This is a genomic window from Cupriavidus oxalaticus, assembly GCF_038900635.1.
Lineage (GTDB): Bacteria > Pseudomonadota > Gammaproteobacteria > Burkholderiales > Burkholderiaceae > Cupriavidus > Cupriavidus oxalaticus_B.
In genome coordinates this window covers 27,615-45,726 of sequence record NZ_JAYMRX010000008.1, presented here as the reverse complement: position 1 = coordinate 45,726, position 18,112 = coordinate 27,615, and the positions used below count along the sequence as shown (strand labels likewise).

The 18,112-nt window shown below is 66.1% G+C and carries 17 protein-coding genes; 10 read left to right on the top strand and 7 right to left on the bottom strand.

Going from position 1 to position 18,112, the window contains the following annotated elements:
- Positions 1–9: 9 nt before the first annotated feature.
- From VSR71_RS15055 to VSR71_RS15025, 7 genes are all read right to left on the bottom strand, one after another.
- Positions 10–837: an FAD binding domain-containing protein gene (locus tag VSR71_RS15055; RefSeq protein ID WP_342914658.1), complete on the bottom strand. Its 828-nt coding sequence runs from the start codon at positions 835–837 to the stop codon at positions 10–12.
- A 3-nt stretch (positions 838–840) separates the two neighbouring features.
- Positions 841–3,225: a xanthine dehydrogenase family protein molybdopterin-binding subunit gene (locus VSR71_RS15050; protein ID WP_428979414.1), complete on the bottom strand. Its 2,385-nt coding sequence runs from the start codon at positions 3,223–3,225 to the stop codon at positions 841–843.
- Positions 3,226–3,363: 138 nt separating this feature from the next.
- Positions 3,364–3,990: an N-carbamoylsarcosine amidohydrolase gene (locus VSR71_RS15045; RefSeq protein ID WP_342914656.1), complete on the bottom strand. Its 627-nt coding sequence runs from the start codon at positions 3,988–3,990 to the stop codon at positions 3,364–3,366.
- Positions 3,990–5,048, bottom strand: a complete 1,059-nt coding sequence (locus VSR71_RS15040; RefSeq protein WP_342914655.1) for a 2,5-dihydroxypyridine 5,6-dioxygenase — start codon at positions 5,046–5,048, stop codon at positions 3,990–3,992. The genes VSR71_RS15045 and VSR71_RS15040 overlap by 1 nt, the downstream gene beginning before the upstream one ends.
- A complete protein-coding gene (locus VSR71_RS15035) occupies positions 5,039–5,893 on the bottom strand; it encodes an alpha/beta hydrolase (RefSeq protein WP_342914654.1) in 855 nt (284 codons plus the stop codon). The genes VSR71_RS15040 and VSR71_RS15035 overlap by 10 nt, the downstream gene beginning before the upstream one ends.
- Before the next feature lie 9 nt (positions 5,894–5,902).
- The gene (locus VSR71_RS15030; RefSeq protein WP_342914653.1) at positions 5,903–6,655 is read right to left on the bottom strand and encodes an Asp/Glu racemase; all 753 of its coding nucleotides are present in this window, start codon (positions 6,653–6,655) and stop codon (positions 5,903–5,905) included.
- A gap of 21 nt (positions 6,656–6,676) precedes the next feature.
- Positions 6,677–7,639 (bottom strand): amidohydrolase family protein, encoded by a 963-nt coding sequence (locus tag VSR71_RS15025; RefSeq protein ID WP_342914652.1) that lies wholly within the window; start codon positions 7,637–7,639, stop codon positions 6,677–6,679.
- A 449-nt stretch (positions 7,640–8,088) separates the two neighbouring features.
- Here VSR71_RS15025 and VSR71_RS15020 point away from each other — a divergent pair, with 449 nt between their 5' ends.
- The 10 genes from VSR71_RS15020 (at position 8,089) to VSR71_RS14975 (ending at position 18,067) form a co-directional block, all read left to right on the top strand.
- Positions 8,089–9,693: an MFS transporter gene (locus VSR71_RS15020; RefSeq protein WP_342914651.1), complete on the top strand. Its 1,605-nt coding sequence runs from the start codon at positions 8,089–8,091 to the stop codon at positions 9,691–9,693.
- A 166-nt stretch (positions 9,694–9,859) separates the two neighbouring features.
- Complete coding sequence (locus tag VSR71_RS15015; protein ID WP_342914650.1) at positions 9,860–11,077, top strand: ABC transporter substrate-binding protein; 1,218 nt, start codon at positions 9,860–9,862, stop codon at positions 11,075–11,077.
- Positions 11,078–11,085: 8 nt separating this feature from the next.
- A complete protein-coding gene (locus VSR71_RS15010; protein WP_342914649.1) occupies positions 11,086–11,859 on the top strand; it encodes an ABC transporter ATP-binding protein in 774 nt (257 codons plus the stop codon).
- Positions 11,856–12,593: an ABC transporter ATP-binding protein gene (locus VSR71_RS15005; protein WP_342914648.1), complete on the top strand. Its 738-nt coding sequence runs from the start codon at positions 11,856–11,858 to the stop codon at positions 12,591–12,593. The genes VSR71_RS15010 and VSR71_RS15005 overlap by 4 nt, the downstream gene beginning before the upstream one ends.
- Positions 12,594–12,605: 12 nt before the next feature.
- Positions 12,606–13,490 carry a branched-chain amino acid ABC transporter permease gene (locus VSR71_RS15000; protein ID WP_342914647.1) on the top strand — a complete coding sequence of 295 codons (885 nt, stop codon included), beginning with the start codon at positions 12,606–12,608 and terminating at the stop codon, positions 13,488–13,490.
- Complete coding sequence (locus VSR71_RS14995) at positions 13,490–14,533, top strand: branched-chain amino acid ABC transporter permease (RefSeq protein ID WP_342914646.1); 1,044 nt, start codon at positions 13,490–13,492, stop codon at positions 14,531–14,533. The genes VSR71_RS15000 and VSR71_RS14995 overlap by 1 nt, the downstream gene beginning before the upstream one ends.
- An 82-nt stretch (positions 14,534–14,615) precedes the next feature.
- Entirely contained in the window at positions 14,616–14,921 is a 306-nt protein-coding gene (locus VSR71_RS14990) for a non-heme iron oxygenase ferredoxin subunit (protein ID WP_115682929.1), read from the top strand.
- Between the two features lie 11 nt (positions 14,922–14,932).
- Positions 14,933–16,213 carry an NAD(P)/FAD-dependent oxidoreductase gene (locus VSR71_RS14985; RefSeq protein ID WP_342914645.1) on the top strand — a complete coding sequence of 427 codons (1,281 nt, stop codon included), beginning with the start codon at positions 14,933–14,935 and terminating at the stop codon, positions 16,211–16,213.
- A gap of 10 nt (positions 16,214–16,223) precedes the next feature.
- Positions 16,224–17,513, top strand: a complete 1,290-nt coding sequence (locus VSR71_RS14980) for an aromatic ring-hydroxylating dioxygenase subunit alpha (RefSeq protein ID WP_342914644.1) — start codon at positions 16,224–16,226, stop codon at positions 17,511–17,513.
- A 38-nt stretch (positions 17,514–17,551) separates the two neighbouring features.
- Positions 17,552–18,067 (top strand): aromatic-ring-hydroxylating dioxygenase subunit beta, encoded by a 516-nt coding sequence (locus VSR71_RS14975; RefSeq protein WP_342914643.1) that lies wholly within the window; start codon positions 17,552–17,554, stop codon positions 18,065–18,067.
- Positions 18,068–18,112: the final 45 nt, after the last annotated feature.

The following is an 18,112-nucleotide window of genomic DNA, read 5'->3' as shown; positions in this document are numbered from 1 at the left end:
GCGCGCTCCTCAGTTCAGCAGTTGCGTGACGCAGCGCATCACGACGGTTCGGTACAGCTTGCGGTCGATCGCGTCCTTGCCCGGCGCGGCTTGCGCGACGGCTTCGGCGACGGCATCGGCCGTCAGCGCGGCCGCGCCCTGCGCCGCGACGGCGCGCGTCAGGCCGGGCAGCACCATGGGCGGGCCGTCCAGCGCGCCGAGCACGATGCGGGCGAAGCGGCGGCTGGCGTCGAAGTACGCGGCGCAGCTGGCCTCGGCGAATTCTCCGGTCTTTCGGCACAGCTTCTGGTAGCCCCAGCGGCTGTGCGCGGTCTTCAGCGGCACCCGCACTGCCGCGATCAGCTCGCCATCGGCCAGTACCGTGGTGTAGGCGCCGAGCATGAACGATTCCATCGGCACTTCGCGCGTGCCGGCGGCGGACGCGATCTCGATATGCGCGCCCACCGCGGTCATCGCCACCACCCAGTCGGCGGCCGGATCGGCATGCGCAAGGCTGCCGCCAACCGTGCCGCGGTTGCGGATCGCCCGGTAGGCGATGCCGCCGGCAACGGCCTGCAGCAGGGTGCCGCGCAGCGGTTCGAACACGCCGTCCTCGATCTGCGCGTGGGTCACGCAGGCGCCGATGCGGATGCCGTCAGCGGTTGCGATCACGTCGCCCAATTCGCGCAGCGCCGACACATCGACCACCGTATCGGGCCGGGTCAGGCGCAGGTTCAGCATCGGCCCGAGCGATTGCCCGCCGCCCATGGCCTTGGATACATCGGTATCCGCGCCCAGGCGGGACAGCGCCCCCGGCAGCGAGCCAGGCGCGTGGTAGGAAAATGCAACGGCTTTCATCGGTCAGGCAGCCTTCCGGTTATGCGCATCGGCCTCTGCCGCATCCAGCGCTTCCAGGATCTTGCGCGGCGTCAGCGGAGTCTCCTTCAGCTCGACGCCGAAATCGCGCAACGCGTCATTGACGGCATTGAAGATGGCCGCCGGCGGCGCGATCGCCCCGCCCTCGCCCATGCCCTTGGCGCCGAACTCCGTATGCGGCGACGGCGTCTCGAAATGATGGATGCGGATCGACGGGATCTCGGTGGGCCCGGGCAGCATGTAGTCCGCCAGCGTCGACGCAAGCGGCTGACCGTTGCCGTCGTAGTGCATGGCTTCGAACATCGCGGTGCCGATGCCCTGCGCCACGCCGCCGTAGGTCTGCCCTTCCACCACCATCGGATTGATCATGGTGCCGCAGTCCTCCACCACTACGTAGTCGAGGATCTCGACGTGGCCGGAGTCGATATCGACCTCCACCGCTACGGCATGCGTGGCGTAGGTGAAGCTGCCGGTATCGACGGCGGGCTTGAAGCCCATCGTGACTTCCAGCCCCTGCGCGTCGACGTCCGGCGGCAACAGGTGCGGGTTGATGTACCAGGCGTTGGCGATGCGCGCGATATCGGCAATGCCCGCATCCCCGGCCACGACGGCGCCATCTCGGAACACCGCAGCATCCTGCGGCTGGCCGAGCATATGCGCGCCGATTCTCAGCAGGCGGGGCAGCAGCGCCTTGCAGGCACGCGACACCGCGCCACCGGACATCACCAGCGAGCGCGACGCATACGTGCCCGTCGAGAACGGCGTCAGGCCGGTATCGCCATGAACGACCTTGATCCGCGCGATATCGATGCCAAGGATCTCGTTGGCAATCTGCGCAAAGGTGGTCTCCATGCCCTGCCCGTGCGAATGCACGCCCACGCGCACCTCCAGCCCGCCGTCCGGCGTGATGCGCACCGTTGCCGAATCGAAACCCGGGATCACCGGCGTGCCCCACGCGGCGAACACCGAGGTGCCGTGCGCCGATTGCTCGGTGTAGGTGCCGAAACCCACGCCGACATAGGTTCTGCCCTGCGGCCCCGCCTTCTGGCGCGCGCGGATCGCGGGCAGGCCGATCATCTCCATGGCCTTGCGTACGCTGGCCGGGTAATCGCCGCCGTCGAAATGCTTGTTGGTGACGTTGACATAGGGCATGGCCTCGGGCGGCACGAGGTTCTCGCAGCGGACTTCCCACGGCTCGCGTCCCACTTCGCGGGCGATGGCGTCGATCATCAGCTCCATCGCAAAGCAGACGCCGGTACGCGCCACGCCGCGATAGGGTACAAAGCCCGGCTTGTTCGTCGCCACGCAAGTGGTTTCGCAGCGGTAGCCGTCGAACGTGTATGGCCCCGGCAGGTTGCCGATCGCCTGCCCCGGTTCCAGCCCGATGGTGAACGGCCACACCGAATAGGCGCCGCCATCGATCACGATCTTTGCATCGAGCGCCAGCAGGCGGCCGCGCGCATCGGCATACGCGGTCAGGTCGTAGTGGTGCTCGCGCGAGTTCGCGCCGGCGGTCAGGTGCTCGCGCCGGTCCTCGATAAAGCGGAACGGGCGCCTGTAGGTCAGCGCCAGCCACGCGATGCACAGTTCTTCCTGCTGCAGCACGCACTTGTAGCCGAAGGCGCCCCCCACGTCGGGCGAGATCACCCGCACGCGCTCCTGCTCCAGCCCCAGGCAGTGGGCCAGGATTGTGCGGATCATATGCGGTACCTGCGTCGCGCTGTAGACCACCAGCTGGTCGAACTGGTGGTCCCAGTAGGCCAGCACAGCCTTGCCTTCCATCGGCACCATGCACTGCCGCGCGAGGTCGATCTCTCGGCGCACCACGACCGTGGCCTCGCGCTGACGCGCCTCGAAGTTCTTGTCGGCGGTGAGCGTCAGGAAGGTGTTGTCGCGCCAGTGGTCGTGCACGCGCACCTCGCCGGCAAGCTGGCGCGCCTGCTTCACATCGGCCAGCGCGGGCAGTTCGTCGAACGACAAGGCAATCTGCTCGGCGATGTCTTCGGCCTCGGCGCGCGTGGGTGCGAACGCCATCGCCACCGGCTCGCCGACGAAGCGCACCTTGCTGCTGGCCAGCGGCGGCTGTGCCGAGGGCTGGTAGGACGGAAAGGCGGAGTCGGCGACGATGTCGCTGGCCGCCGTCATGTCTTCACGCACGATCACCGCGCCGGCGTGGCGGGACGGCTTGGTCACCGACAGCAGCCGGGCGTGCGCCACCGGGCTGCGCAGGAACGCCACTTCCTGCAGATCCGGCATGGCGATGTCCGCCACGAAGCGGCCCTTGCCGTGCAGGTGCCGCGCGTCCTCCTTGCGCGCCACGCGGGCGCCGACGCCCTGGCCGCGGGCTCTACCCCGGTGATCCGGTTCCATCGAAGATGTCATTGCCCTGTCCGTTCCGGTGATAAGCATGGTTTATTCAGCATACTGACCAAAATCCTATGGAAATGCGGGCGGCCCTGTCAATTGCGGCTTTACCGCATCCCCGCGGCCGCCGGCCTCTTCGGGCGCCTATCCCCGCACGCCGATGGCGGCAAGCCCGTCCGCCCGCGTGGCGACCGTTGCGTATTTCTGCGCCATGTCGAACAGGTTGGCCTCATGCGGCCCCAGTGCGCGGTCGCCCACGCAGTCGGACAGCACCAGCGGGCGGAAGCCGTACTGCATCGCATCGACCACGCTGGCGCGCACGCAGCCGCTGGTGACTGCGCCGGCCACCACCAGCGTGCGCACGCCACGCTGCGTCAGCCACGCCGCCAGCGACGTGCCGAAGAACGCCGACGGCACGGTCTTGCGCACCACCAGTTCGCCGGGACGCGGCGCCAGCTCTTCCACGATGGCACTGTTGAAGGCATGCTCCTTCAGCGTCAGCATGTTCGGCACCTTCATCGAGAACACGTTGTGGTCGGCGCCGTCATCGGCATACACGATGCGGCTGTGCGCGACCGGCCAGCCTTCGCGCCGCGCCACCGCGAGCAGCGGCACGGTGCTGGCGATGGCATCACGGATATTGCCGCCGCCGAAGACCGCCGGATCGGCAAAGCCGTTGACGAAGTCCACGATCAGCAGCCCGAAGGGCCCAGCCAGCTCCAGCGCATTGCCGAAACCCTGCCGCTGGTACGCGCCGATTTCCTTGTGCATCACGACTTGTCCTCCGGGTAACGGAAACCGTCGATCACCTTGCCAGCGGTCACCACGTCGACGCCGTCCAGGCGCACGGTGCAGCGGCGCACCGGGATGTCGATATGACAGGCCGTGGTGCGATGGCCGCCGGCCTCGTTGTTCGGACCGAGCGAGAAGAGGAAATTGCCCTCGAACGCGCGTGCATCCATGCCGATGGTGGCCTCGCGGTCATACAGGCCCAGCGTGGACCAGTGCGCGCGCGGCTGCAGCCCCCAGCCGATATGCGAGATGGCGTACGCTTCGGGGTCGTTGAACGACGCCATGTACTCGCTCAGCAGTTCGGCATGCAGCCCGCCTTCGATGCGCGTCGCAAAGCCCGCTTCCACCGTCAGGCGGATTGGTTCGGTGACGTAGGTCTTCTGCGGCAGCAGGATGTCGCCCTTGTCCAGCACGATGGTGCCGTGGGCGGCGCCTTCGTTCGGCCAGGTCAGCGCGAAGCCGCTGGGCCAGTGGTCCCAGCGCCCGGGCTCGTCGACAAAGCCGTACTCGCTGATGGCAGGAAAATCACCCAGCGGGCAGCGCAAGTCGGTGCCCGCGGGCGAAACGACGTGCATTTCCCTCGCGCTTGCCAGCCGCTGTGAGGCGGCCTTCACGCGTTCGCGATCGGCCTCGCACGGCACCATGCGCACCAGCACCTCCGGCGGCTCGACGGCCAGCAGGATTCTGGTTCCGCCTTGCAGGATCTCGTGCTGCTCGGGCGAAAACAGCAACGTCATCAGGTCCAGCACCAGGTCGCTCGCCTTCAGCGCGGCGATGGCCGCCGGGTTGCCGGTCAGCGGCGTGGTGCCGAGATAGGCTAGCGCATCGCGGCTCAGTGCCTTCTCGCCGTTGACGGGCGGCAAGTCAAGCCGGTTGACGATGGCGCCCATCGACTGGGTGGCGGTGAGCGCGGTGGACAGCGTCTGGGGGTGGGTGGCGGCACTGGTCAGGATGGTGACCGTTTGCCCCGGCTCCAGCCGGGACAGCCCCAGCACCTTGCGCCAGGCCTCGATCATCTGGTGGTCACTTACCGGCATGTCGGCTCCTTGATCGATGATTGCGCCAGCGGCGCGCCGAGGAAATTCCCCAGCGCCGCATAAAAGCCCGCTTCGTCGTCCCACGGGATCATGTGGCCCGCATTGGCCACGTGGCTGACCAGCATGCCTGGCAGCAGCGTGCGTATCTCCGCGACGTCTTCGGGCCGCACCACGTCGCCGCGGCCGGCGGTGATCAGCAACGTGGGCACCCTGACCCGCGGCATCTCCGCATGGATGTCATCACGGTGGAAATCCTCGAAGCTGCGCACCACCGCGCCTTCGTTGCAGGTGTGCAGCCATTCGGCGCGCAGGCGCAACTGCTCGTCGGTCCAGGTCGGACAGAAGCGGCGCATGCCTTCCAGGTCGGTGCCGTCCCGGGCCAGCCGGATCGAATCGATGTACCACGGGAGTTGCGCCGGATACGGGCGACGGCCGGGCCCCGAGACGGGCGGATCGACCATCACCAGCCGCGCCAGCCTGCTCGGTTGTCCCGCCGCGGCACGCAGGCCGATCCGCGCGCCCATCGAATGGCCGACCACGCTGTAGCGCGGCAGGCCCAGCGCCTCGGCAAAGGCCGTTACGTCGCGCGCCTGCGCATCCAGGCCGTAGTCGAGCTCCGCCTCCGCCGATGACAGCCCGCGGCCGCGCACGTCGAGGATGTAGGTGTCGAAGCGCGTGCCGAGGTGCTCGCCGACAAAACCCCACGTGATCGCGGGGCTGGTGATGCCCGGCACGATAACGACGGCATCGCGCGCGGCGCGCTCGCCCGCATTGCCGCCGTAGCGCAGGTAATGCTGCCGGATACCGTTGGCGTGGACCTGGCCTCCGTACTGAAAGGTGCTCATGGCCGTTCCTCAGTAGGCGCCGGACAGCAGCGCACCCGCGCCCGGCACGACCGGCTCCAGGTCCAGCGCGCGCAGCATGGCGTACGTGGTGGCGATGGCGGCGGTCAGCACCGGCTTGCCGGTCATTGCCTCGACCTTGGCCACGGCCGGTAGCGACGGCATCTGCACGCAGGCAGACAGCACGATCACGTCGGCATCCCGCGTATTCATCTGCGCGACGATGCCGGGCAGGCGCGCGGGATCGTGGCGGCCGACTTCCAGGTTGTCGGGGATTTCAAGCGCGCGGTAGTCGACGACGTCATAGCCCTCGTTGCGGATATAGTCCACGACCAGTTCGGTCAGCGGCTTCATATAAGGCGCGACCACTGCAATGCGCTTTGCACCCATTACCTTCAGCGCATCCACCAGCGCGCCGGCACTGGTGATGACGGGCGCGTCGCCACCGTTCGCCGTGGTATGTGCCTTCAGGCGCTGCTCGGATTGCCGGTGGTAGCCATGGCCCATCGCCATGATCGCAACCAGGCAGGCATAGCCGAGTACGTCGACGCGGGCGTCGCTCAGTTCCACCGCGCAGCGGTCGGACTCTGCGTCCATTGCCGCCAGCTCTTCCTTGACCACCTTCTTCATCCGCATGCGGCTTGAATGGAAGGTGAAGCGTTCCGGGCGGATCTGCTGGCGCGCCGCCAGCATGGCGGGGATTTCGGTTTCCATCGTCGTGTTCGAGCTGGGGACGATCTGGCCGATACGAAAGACTTTTTGCATGGGGGTTCCCGGTTGGTGCGGTCAGAGCTTGAGCAGGCGTCGCGCGTTGCCGTGGCAGACCAGCGCGCGCGTGGTGTCGTCGAGCGGTGCGCCGTCGATGAACCGCGCGGCCACTTCGGTGGATTCATAGGGGTAGTCGACCGAGAACATCACTGCCTCAGGTCCCAGTTCGGCAATGGCGCCCATCAGCGCGCCGTGCGAACACACGCCCGAGGTAGTGATGACGATATTGCTGCCGATGTACTCCGACGGCGCACGCTCCAGCTTGACGCCATGCGAATAGACCGCGAAGCGGCTATCGAAACGCCAGCGCTGGTACGGCAGGCCCTCGCCCATATGGCCGAGGATAAGTTTCAGCTTGGGGAAGCGGTCGAACACGCCGCTGAACAACAGCCGCAGCGCGTGCGAGGCGGTTTCCACGCCCCATCCCCACGCGGCCCCGGACAGTTCCGGATGGCCGGCGAGCACCTGCGGCGAAACGGAAGCGTCAGTCGGATGCAGGTACATCGGCACGTCCAGCGCCTGCATGCGTTCCCAGAACGCGTCGTATGCGGGATCGTCGTAGTAGCGCCCATGCGTATGGCCGTTCACCAGCGAGCCCTTGAAGCCGAGCTGCAGCACGACGCGCTCCAGTTCGGCTGCCGCCTGCTCGGGATCCTGCATCGGCAGCGCGGCGAAGCCGGCATATCGCGTCGGATGACGGGCGATCTGCGCCGCCAGAAAGTCATTGCTCTCGCGCGCCCGGACCAGCGCCAGGCCGGCGTCGGGCTCGCCCTGCACGCCCGGACCGGTTTGCGACAGCACGGTGATGTCGATACCGCACCGGTCCATCTCGGCAAGCCGTTCTTCGTCGAAATCGGCAAGGCGGCGACCGAGCTCGGCGAACACCGCGGGATCGATATGCTGCGTGAACCCTCTTGAGTAAGCCTGGAAGCCGGGGGTCATGAAATGCTCTTCCAGGGCGATCTTCTTCACGTAGGTCATGCTGGTGGGGGCTCCTGATGGATGGAATCGCTGCGTGACGAGCTTTGTCCCGCGTGCGTAAACGCCTTGTCTCGCCAATTGATCAGTACACTGATTAGTTTCGGATTCTAGTCAGCGGATTTTCAAAAGTCCAGACACCGCGCGGAGGGTTAACACCTATAACGATGGCCGGGGGCGCTCAGTACACTGATTCCAGATGATCAGTATACTGACAATATGAAATAGCTATTTAAATCGGGCTTTCCGGCGCCTTCGCAAGACACCAGGCGGCGCCGGCATTGGCCCGCATTTTGCTCAGCCTACTGCGCTTCTCATCAGCATACTGACTGATGCACCGGACGGGATGCGGCGTTGCACAGTGGCGGGTCATGAACGACCGCGCCACCGACGCCAGCACCACCGGGAAGCAAACAATAGAGACAACGGCCTGACCAAGAGGAGCCCCCGCCATGACGATCAGCCTGACTCGCGCCGAAACGCGCGCCCCAGCCCCTGGCATGACTGCCGAAGAACGCAAGGTCATCCTTGCTTCATCCTTCGGCGCCCTGATGGAGTGGTACGACTTTTACATCTATGCAGCGCTGGCTGTGTACTTCGGCGCACTGTTCTTTCCGCCGGGCAACGAAACGGCCGCCTTCCTGGCCAGCCTGGCCACCTTCGGCGCCGGCTTCCTGATCCGCCCGGTGGGCGCGCTGATGTTCGGGCGCCTGGGCGACCGGATCGGCCGCAAGTACACCTTCCTGGTCACCATCCTGTTGATGGGCGTGGCCACCGTTGGCGTGGGCGTGCTGCCGACATACGAGCAGATTGGCATCACCGCCACGGTGCTGCTGGTTTTGCTCCGCCTGCTGCAAGGCCTGGCGCTGGGCGGCGAAGTGGGCGGCGCAGTCACGTACGTCGCCGAGCACTCGCCGGCAAGCAAGCGCGGCCTCTACACCAGCTCGCTGCAGACCACCGCCACGCTGGGTCTGCTGTCCTCGCTGTTCGTGGTCTACCTGCTCAAAACCTTCCTGACCGAGGCGGAATTCCGCGCGTGGGGCTGGCGCATCCCGTTCATCGTGTCGCTGGTGATGCTGGTGATCTCGGTCTATATCCGCGGCAAGCTGCATGAATCGCCGGTGTTTGCGCGCATGAAGGCGGGCAACGCCACCTCGAAGTCCCCCATCCGCGAGAGCTTCACCCAGTGGGTGAACCTGAAGTCTGTGCTGCTGCTGTTCGTGGTAGCCGCCGGGCTTGGCGCGATCTTCGGCACCGGCCACTTCTACAGCATGTTCTTCCTCAACAAGACGCTGCACGTGCCGATCGAGACCGTGCACAAGCTGATCGCGGTCGCACTGGTGGTGGCGACGCCGTGCTACCTGTTCTTCGGCTGGCTGTCGGATCGCATCGGCCGCAAGTACATCATGGTGGCGGCGTGCCTGCTGGCTGCGCTATGCACCCAGCCGGTGTTCAAGGGGCTGACCCACTACGCCAATCCGGCGCTGGAGCAGTTCCAGCGGCAAGGCACGGTGCAGGTGACCGCCGGCGACTGCAAGGCGCGCCTGTTCGGCGAACCGGTGTCGGCCTGCGACAAGATCCGCGGCTACCTGACCGACCTGGGCGTGGGCTACACCTTCGTGCCGGCCAGCGACCCGGCCCAGGCGGAAGTGCGGATCGGCGAGCGCACGCTGCAGGGCTACGACCGCGCCGCCATCAAGGCCGCACTGGTCGAGGCCGGCTGGCCGGAGCGCGCCGATCCGGCCAGGATGAATACGCCGATGGTGTTCATATTGCTGCTGGTGCCGATCCTGTTCCTGGCCATGGTCTATGGCCCGATGGCCGCCTTCATGGTCGAGCTGTTCCCGGCGAGGGTGCGCTACACCTCGCTGTCGCTGCCCTTCCACCTTGGTGCGGGCTGGGTTGGCGGCATGCTGTCGTTCGTGGTCACGGCAATGAACGTGTCCAGCGGCGACGTGTACTTTGGCCTGTGGTATCCGGTGGTCATCGCCGGCCTCGCCTTCGTCATCGGCATGGTGTTCGTGCCGGAGACGCGCGGGCGCGACCTTTCCACCTGAGCACTGCCACCCGGCGCACTTGCAGGGCGGAGAAATCCGCCCTTTTCATCGGCATATATTCAGCATACTGAATTATTTCCCGCGCGAGCGCAGCGATGGCGCCCGCGTCGGGCGAATGCAGCCATCGCCAATTTCCATTCCTTCGCGCAGACAACCTGGAGCCCCCATGTCCATCTCTCGCATCCTCCGCACCCTTGCCGCGTCATCCGCCCTGCTCGGCCTGGCGCAGGCCACGCCCGCCCTGGCTGACGCCAGCGGCGTGAAGATCGGCGTCATCACCGATATGTCCGGCTCCTATGCCGACCTGTCCGGCAAGGGCTCGGTCGTCGCCGCCCAGATGGCCGTCGAGGAGTTCGGCGGCAAGGCGCTGGGCAAGCCCGTCACTGTGCTGTCCGCGGATCACCAGAACAAGGCCGATATCGCTTCGTCGCTGGCGCGCCGCTGGTTCGATACCGACGGCGTCGACATGGTGGTCGACTTCCCCAACTCGTCGACCGCGCTCGCGGTGCAGGAAGTTGCGCGCCAGAAGCAGAAGATCGATATCGTCTCCACCGGCGGCGCCATGGCGCTGACCAACCAGAACTGCTCGCCAACGGGATTCCACTGGGCCTGGGACACCTATTCGGTGTCGTATCCGCTGGTCCGGCGCCTGATCGACCAGGGCCGCAACAGCTGGTACTACATCACCGTGGACTACGCCTTTGGCCAGTCGCTGGAAGCCGACTTCCGCAAGGCCGTGGATGCCGGCGGCGGCAAGAACGTGGGCAGCACGCGCCATCCGCTCAATGCCAGCGACTTCAGCAGCCCGGTGGTCGCGGCGTCGGCGTCCAAGGCCAAGGTCGTGGTGCTGGCCAATGCCGGCAACGACATGATCAACGGCGTCAAGGCCGCCGGCGAGTTTGGACTGATCAAGGCAGGCCAGACAGTGATCACGCCGTCCACCTTCATCACCGATATCAAGAGCCTGGGGCTGCCCGCCGCGCAGGGCCTGACCTACGTCGACCCGTTCAGGCTCGACCTCGACACGAAGTCGAAGGAGTTTGTCGAACGCTACTACAAGCGCCACAAGGCGTATCCCACGCACGGGCAGATCGGCGTCTACTCCGGCGTGCTGCACTACCTGAAGGCCGTGGAAGCCGCCAAGACCGTCGAGGGCCCGGCGGTGGCGGACAAAATGCGCGCCCTCCCCGTCAACGACGCCTTCGTGCGCAACGGCAAGGTCCGGATTGATGGCCGCATGGTGCACGACATGTACCTGGCCCAGGCCAAGACGCCGGCGGAATCGAAAGGCCCGTGGGACCTGGTCAAGTACATCGGCACGATCCCCGGCGACGAGGCCTTCCGTCCCCTCTCCGCCAGCGAATGCCCGCTGGTCAAGAAGTGAGCGCGCCGATGTCAGAGCAAGACGTGATCCTGCGCACGCAGGCGCTGACCAAGTCGTTCAAGGGCTTTACCGCCGTCAGCGATGTCACCCTGTCGGTGCGGCGGGGCTCGATCCATGCGCTGATCGGCCCCAACGGCGCCGGCAAGACCACCTGCTTCAACCTGTTGACCAAGTTCCACGCCCCGTCATCCGGCGCCATCCATTTCAACGGCACCGACATCACCGCGCTGCGCCCGGCGCAGATCGCCCGCCTCGGCATGATCCGCTCGTTCCAGATTTCGGCGGTGTTCCCGCAGCTGACCGTGCTCGAGAACGTGCGCATCGCGCTGCAACGCAACCTGGGCACGTCGTGGCACTTCTGGCGCGGCGGGCGGTCGCTGTCGCGGCTGGATGCGCGCGCCATGTACCTGCTGGACGAGGTGGGCCTGGCCGGCTTCGCGCATCTGGGCACGGCCGAACTGGCCTATGGCCGCAAGCGCGCCCTGGAGCTGGCCACCACGCTCGCCGCCGATCCCGAGCTGATGCTGCTGGACGAGCCCACGCAGGGCATGGGCCATGAGGACGTCGAGACCGTGACGGCGCTGATCAAGCGCGTGTCGGCGGGTCGCACCGTACTGATGGTGGAGCACAACATGAGCGTGGTGTCGTCGATTGTCGATCGCATCACGGTGCTGCAGCGCGGCGCCGTGCTGGCCGAAGGCACGTATGACGAGATCTCGCGCAATCCGCAGGTGAAGGAAGCCTATATGGGAACGACGGAAGACCAGCAGGAGGCCGCATGACCGCAACCGCCACCCCGGCCCTGGAATTGCGGGGCCTGCAGGCCTGGTACGGCGAATCGCACATCCTGCACGGCGTCGACCTGGCGGTCCGGCCGGGTGAAGTGGTGACGCTGCTGGGCCGCAACGGCGCCGGGCGCACCACCACGCTGCGCGCCATCATGGGACTGGTCGGCACGCGCAAGGGGTCGGTGCGCGTATTCGGCCAGGAAACCATCGGCATGAAGACGCATCGCATCGCCCCGCTGGGGCTGGGCTATTGCCCGGAGGAGCGCGCCATCTTTGCCAGCCTTTCGTGCGAAGAGAACCTGATGCTGCCGCCTGCCTTCGCCGCAGCGACGGGCGCGACAGGCCTGCGCGAGCCGATGTCCGTTGCCGAGATCTACGAGATGTTCCCCAACCTGTACGAGCGGCGCAAGAGCCAGGGCACGCGCATGTCGGGCGGCGAGCAGCAAATGCTGGCAGTAGCGCGCATCCTGCGCACCGGCGCCAGCGTGCTGCTGCTAGACGAGATCTCGGAAGGGCTCGCGCCGGTGATCGTGCAGAAGCTGGCGAAGATGATCGCCACGCTGCGCCGGCGCGGCTACACCATCGTCATGGTGGAACAAAACTTCCGCTTCGCGGCGCCACTGGCGGACCGCTTCTTTGTGATGGAGCACGGCCGCATCGTGGAGGCCTTCGCCGCCAACGAGCTGGAACGGAAGATGCCCGCGCTCAACGCCTTGCTGGGCGTGTAAGGAGACCTTGTCATGGAATTGTCTGGAGTACCCCTGCCCGCCTTGCTGAGCCAGCTGCTGCTGGGGCTGGTCAACGGATCCTTCTACGCGATCCTGAGCCTGGGGCTGGCCGTGATCTTCGGCCTGCTCAACGTCATCAACTTCGCGCATGGCGCGTTGTTCATGCTGGGCGCGGTGCTGGCCTGGATGGGCCTGAACTACCTCGGCATCAACTACTGGCTGATGCTGCTGCTGGCGCCGCTCGCGGCCGGTGCGCTGGGCGTAGTGCTGGAGCGCACCATGCTGCGCCACCTGTACCGCTTCGACCACCTGTATGGCCTCCTGCTGACGCTCGGCATCTGCCTGCTGATCGAAGGCTTGCTGCGTTCGGTCTATGGTGTCTCCGGCCTGCCCTACCCCACCCCGGAAGCGCTGACCGGTGTCAGCCAGCTGGGCTTCATGGTGCTGCCCAACTACCGTGCCTGGGTGGTGCTGGCTTCGCTGACGGTGTGCTTCGCCACCTGGTTCATGATCGAGAAGACCCGGCTGGGCGCATACCTGCGTGCCGGCACCGAGAATCCGCGCATGGTCGAGGCCTTCGGCGTCAACGTGCCGCTGCTGGTAACGCTGACTTATGCCTTCGGCGTGGGCCTGGCGGCGCTCGCGGGCGTGCTCGCCGCGCCCGTGATGCAGGTGTCGCCCCTGATCGGGCAGAACTTGATCATCACGGTCTTTGCGGTGGTGGTGATCGGCGGCATGGGCTCGATCCTCGGCTCAATCTTTACCGGGTTGGGATTGGGTGTGTTCGAAGGCATCACCAAGGTCTACTACCCCGAGGCCTCCGCGACCGTGGTCTTCGTCGCCATGGTCTGCGTCCTGCTGGTGCGACCGGCCGGCCTGTTTGGAAAGGAGAAATGATGGCAAGCCCCACTTACGCAACGCGGCCGCTGCTCGCGTACGGACTGCTGCTGGCGGCGCTGCTGCTCGCGCCCTGGCTGGGCGCCTACCCCGTGCTGGTGATGAAGCTGCTGTGCTTCGCGCTGTTTGCCTGCGCCTTCAATCTGCTGCTGGGCTATACCGGGCTGGTATCGTTCGGCCATGCGGCCTTCTTCGGCGGCTCGGCCTATGCCTGCGGGTATGCGATGAAGTCGCTGCAGCTCACGCCGGAACTGGCGCTGCTGGCCGGCACCGCCATGGGTGCACTGCTGGGGCTGCTGTTCGGCGCGCTGGCGATCCGCCGCCAGGGCATCTACTTCGCCATGATCACGCTGGCGCTGGCTCAGATGTTCTACTTCTTCTGCCTGCAGGCACCGGTGACGGGCGGCGAAGACGGCATGCAGGCGGTGCCGCGCGGCGACCTGTTCGGCGTGCTGCCGCTGGCGTCCGACCGCACCATGTACTACGTCGTACTGGCGGTCACGGTCGCAGCCTTCCTCGGCATCATGCGCATCGTCGACTCGCCCTTCGGACAGATCCTGCGGGCGATCAAGGAGAACGAGCCGCGCGCGATCTCGCTGGGCTATGACGCAGACCGGTTCAAGCTGCTGGCGTTCGTACTGTCGTCGGCGCTGGCGGGGCTGGCGGGCGCGCTCAAGACGCTGGTGCTGGGCTTCGCCACGCTGACCGACGTCCACTGGATGATGTCGGGCTCCGTGATCCTGATGACGCTGGTTGGCGGCATGGGCACCCTGTCCGGCCCGCTGGTCGGCGCGCTGGTCATTGTCGCGCTGGAAAACAAGCTGGGCGATGCGGGCAATGCGCTGGCTGCCATGACCGGGATCGGCTGGTTCGATACGCTGGGCGAGTCGGTCAGCATGGTGACCGGTCTGATCTTCGTGGTCTGCGTGCTGACGTTCCGCCGCGGCATCATGGGGGAGATCCTGGCGCGCTGGCAGGCACGTCCCACGCTGCAGCACAGTGCCGCCGCCACGCCCGGCACCGCCCGAACCAATCAGGGTTAACCACGATATTTCGCGCCACAAACATCAGTACACTGATCTTATATATTCAGCATACTGACAAATTAGATTTACGGAGATGACCATGGCATGGATTCACATCGATGCGGCGGACACGCTGCAGAACGACGAGGTGATGCCGCTGACGCTGGGCGATCGCCAGCTTGCCGTCTATCGCAGCGATGACGCGTTCTTTGTCACCGACAACGTCTGCACGCACCAGTACGCACTGCTGTCGGACGGCTACCTGGAAGACGGCTGCATCGAATGCCCGCTGCACCAGGCGCGCTTCGACATCCGCACCGGCAAGGCAATGTGCGCGCCCGCCACCGGCGATATCCGCACCTATCCGGTCAAGATCGAGGACAGCCGGGTGTGGGTCGAGCTGTAAGGGAGCCGATCATGACACAGCACACGCCCATCCTGATTGTCGGCGCCGGCCAGGCCGGTGCCATGGCAGCCGCCGCGCTGCGCGGCCTTGGCTACGCCGGCCGCATCGTCATGGCAGGCGGTGAACGGCACGCGCCGTATGAGCGCCCGCCGCTGTCCAAGTCCGTGCTGGCGGACGTCAAACAGGACGGCAAGATCGGCGTGCACCCCGCCAGCTTTTACGCCGACCAGGACATCGAACTGCGGCTGGGCGCCTGCGTCACAGCGCTGGATGCCGCGCAGCATGTCGCGCACCTGGCCGACGGCAGCGCCATTGGCTACGACGCCTGCCTGCTCGCCACCGGCGGCAATGCCCGTGTGCTGCCCGCGCTGCCGCCGGGTACGCCGCATGTGCACTACCTGCGCTCGCTCGACGATGCGGCGCGTCTGCGCGACGCCATGCAGCGCGCTGGCGAACTTGTGGTGATCGGCGGCGGCTTCCTTGGCCTCGAGACCGCATCGACCGCTGCGGGCATGGGCCTGAAGGTCACGCTGATCGAGAGCGCGGAGCGCCTGCTGGGCCGCGCCCTGCCTCCGGAGGTTTGCACCTGGCTGGCAGACCGGGTGCGGGCGCAAGGCGTGACCTTGCACCTCGGTTGCGGCATCGAGGTTTGCGGCACAAGCGGCGATGGCGTGCATCTGCAACTGGCTGGCGGCGCCGTGTTGCGCGCACCGCTGGTGGTGGTCGCCATCGGCCTGGCCCCGGAAGTGACGCTCGCCGCCGGCGCCGGCCTGGCGCTTCATCCCCAGAACGGCGGCATCCAGGTCGACGATCGGTGCCGCACCAACGCGCCGGAGATCCACGCCGCCGGCGACTGCTGCAGCCAGTACCAGCCGCTGTTCGGCACCGAAATGCGGCTCGAGTCGTGGCAAAACGCCAACGAACAGGCACGTATCGCGGCGGCATCCATGCTTGGCATGGATGCGGAGCCCGCGGCGCTGCCGTGGTTCTGGACCGACCAGTTTGGCTGCAACCTGCAGATGATCGGCGCCGCGCATCCGGACCTCGTCTATGCGTGGCGCGGCTGCGCTGCCCACCATGACGCCACCCCGAAGTTCATGCTGTTCGGCACCTGCCAAGGCCGCCTGCGCCATGCCATTGCCGTGAATGCCGGCGGCGACCTGCGCCAGTTGCGCTCACTGGTCGGGCACGACATCTCGGCGCATCTGGCACGCCTGTGCGACGACACGCTGCCGCTGCGGCAGGTCGTCCGCGAACGCCAGGCCGAAGCAGACAGTTCCATCACACTCTGAGAGGACCCACATGTACCAGACACAAGCGGTGATCCAGCACACGCTGGGCAAGAAGAACCCGGGACTGGATGAATGCCGCTGGCCCGAGGATGGGCTGCACTACATCCCCGACTGGGTCTACACCAGCCAGGCCGTCCATGACCTGGAGTTGCAGAAAATCTTTCGTGGCCGCTCATGGAACTATGTTGCGCTCGAAGCAGAAATCCCGCACGCCGGGGACTTCAAACGCTCGTATGTCGGCGCGACTCCGGTAGTCGTGTCGCGCGCCGAGGACGGCTCCATCAACGTGTTCGAGAACCGGTGCGCGCACCGGGGCGCCGAATTCTGCCGCCATAGCCAGGGCAACGCCAAGGAATTCGTCTGCCCTTACCACCAGTGGTCCTATGACCTTAAGGGCAACCTGCAGGGCGTTCCGTTCAAGCGCGGCGTCAACCGCGCCGGCGGCATGCCCAAGGACTTCCGCAACGAAGACCACGGGCTGGTGAAGCTGCACGTGGCGGCGCGCAACGGCGTGATCTTTGCCTCATATGCGCCTGACATGGAAAGCCTGGAAGACTACATGACGCCGGAGATCCTGAAGGATTTCGACGTGGTCTTCAATGGCAAGCCGCTCAAGGTGCTCGGCTATTACAAGAACGAACTGCCGTGCAACTGGAAGATGTACCACGAGAACCTGAAGGACCCATACCACGCCACGCTGCTGCACTCCTTCCTGGTGGTGTTCGGCCTGCTGGTGGCGGGCAACGAGTCGGCGATGATCGCCGACCCCGTGCATGGCCGCCACGGCACCATGGCATCGGCCAAGAAGGAAGACAAATACGCGGCCGTCAGCGACGAGAACAAGAAGGAGATGCGCTCGTACCACGAAGGCATGCACCTGGAGGACGAACGCTTCCTGGAGTACGTGCGCGAGTTCGACTCGCCGTGGTCGGTGACGATGCAGACGATCTGGCCGAACCTGATCGTGCAGCGCGAGATGAACACGCTGGGCGTGCGCCAGATCGTGCCCAATGGCCCCGACAGCATGCTGATGCTGTGGACCATGTTCGGCTACGAAGACGATAGCGAGGAAATGACGCAGCATCGCCTGCGCCAGGGCAACCTGATGGGCCCCGCCGGCTTCCTCGGGCTGGAGGACAACGAGGCGATGAAGTTTGTGCAGGAAGGCGTGCGCCGCTCCAGCAGCGACCTCAACGTGCTCAAGCTGGACGCGCAGCAGATCGGCACGTCCAGTTCCCTGATCTCCGAATCCGCCATCCGCGCGATGTACCAGTACTATCGCGGCGTGATGGGGTTCTGAACGCGGCCCGACGGGGAATCCAAAAGCAAATGAAACCGATGAACTACTCCCTCTATCGCGAGAGCACCCTCGGCACCGCGCGCGCGATCGAACTTCGGCTGGAAATCGATGCCTTCCACGCCGACTATTGCGCGGCACTGGACGCCGGCATGGTCGAGCACTGGCCGGGCTTCTTCACAGACGATGCACTCTACCGCATCACCGCGCGCGAGAACGCCGAACGCAACCTGCCCGTCGGGCTAGTGTATGCCGAAGGCATCGGCATGATGCGCGACCGCGCCGCGGCGATCGCCAATACGCAGATGTTCGCGCCGCGCTACAACCTGCACCTGGTGACCAACACGCGGGTCAGCGATGAAACCGCCGACGGCGAGATCGTGGCGCAGGCCAACTTCATGCTGTTGCAGACGCTGGTCGAAGGTCCCACCACGATCCACCTCGCCGGGACCTATCACGATCGTTTCCGCCGCCAGGGCGGCAGGCTGCTGCTGCGCGAGCGGCAGGTGGTGTATGACACCACAATCATTGCGAACGACCTGGTCTATCCGGTCTGAGCCACACCGCAATGAAGCGGCGGGCATTGCGCCCGCCATTGTTGC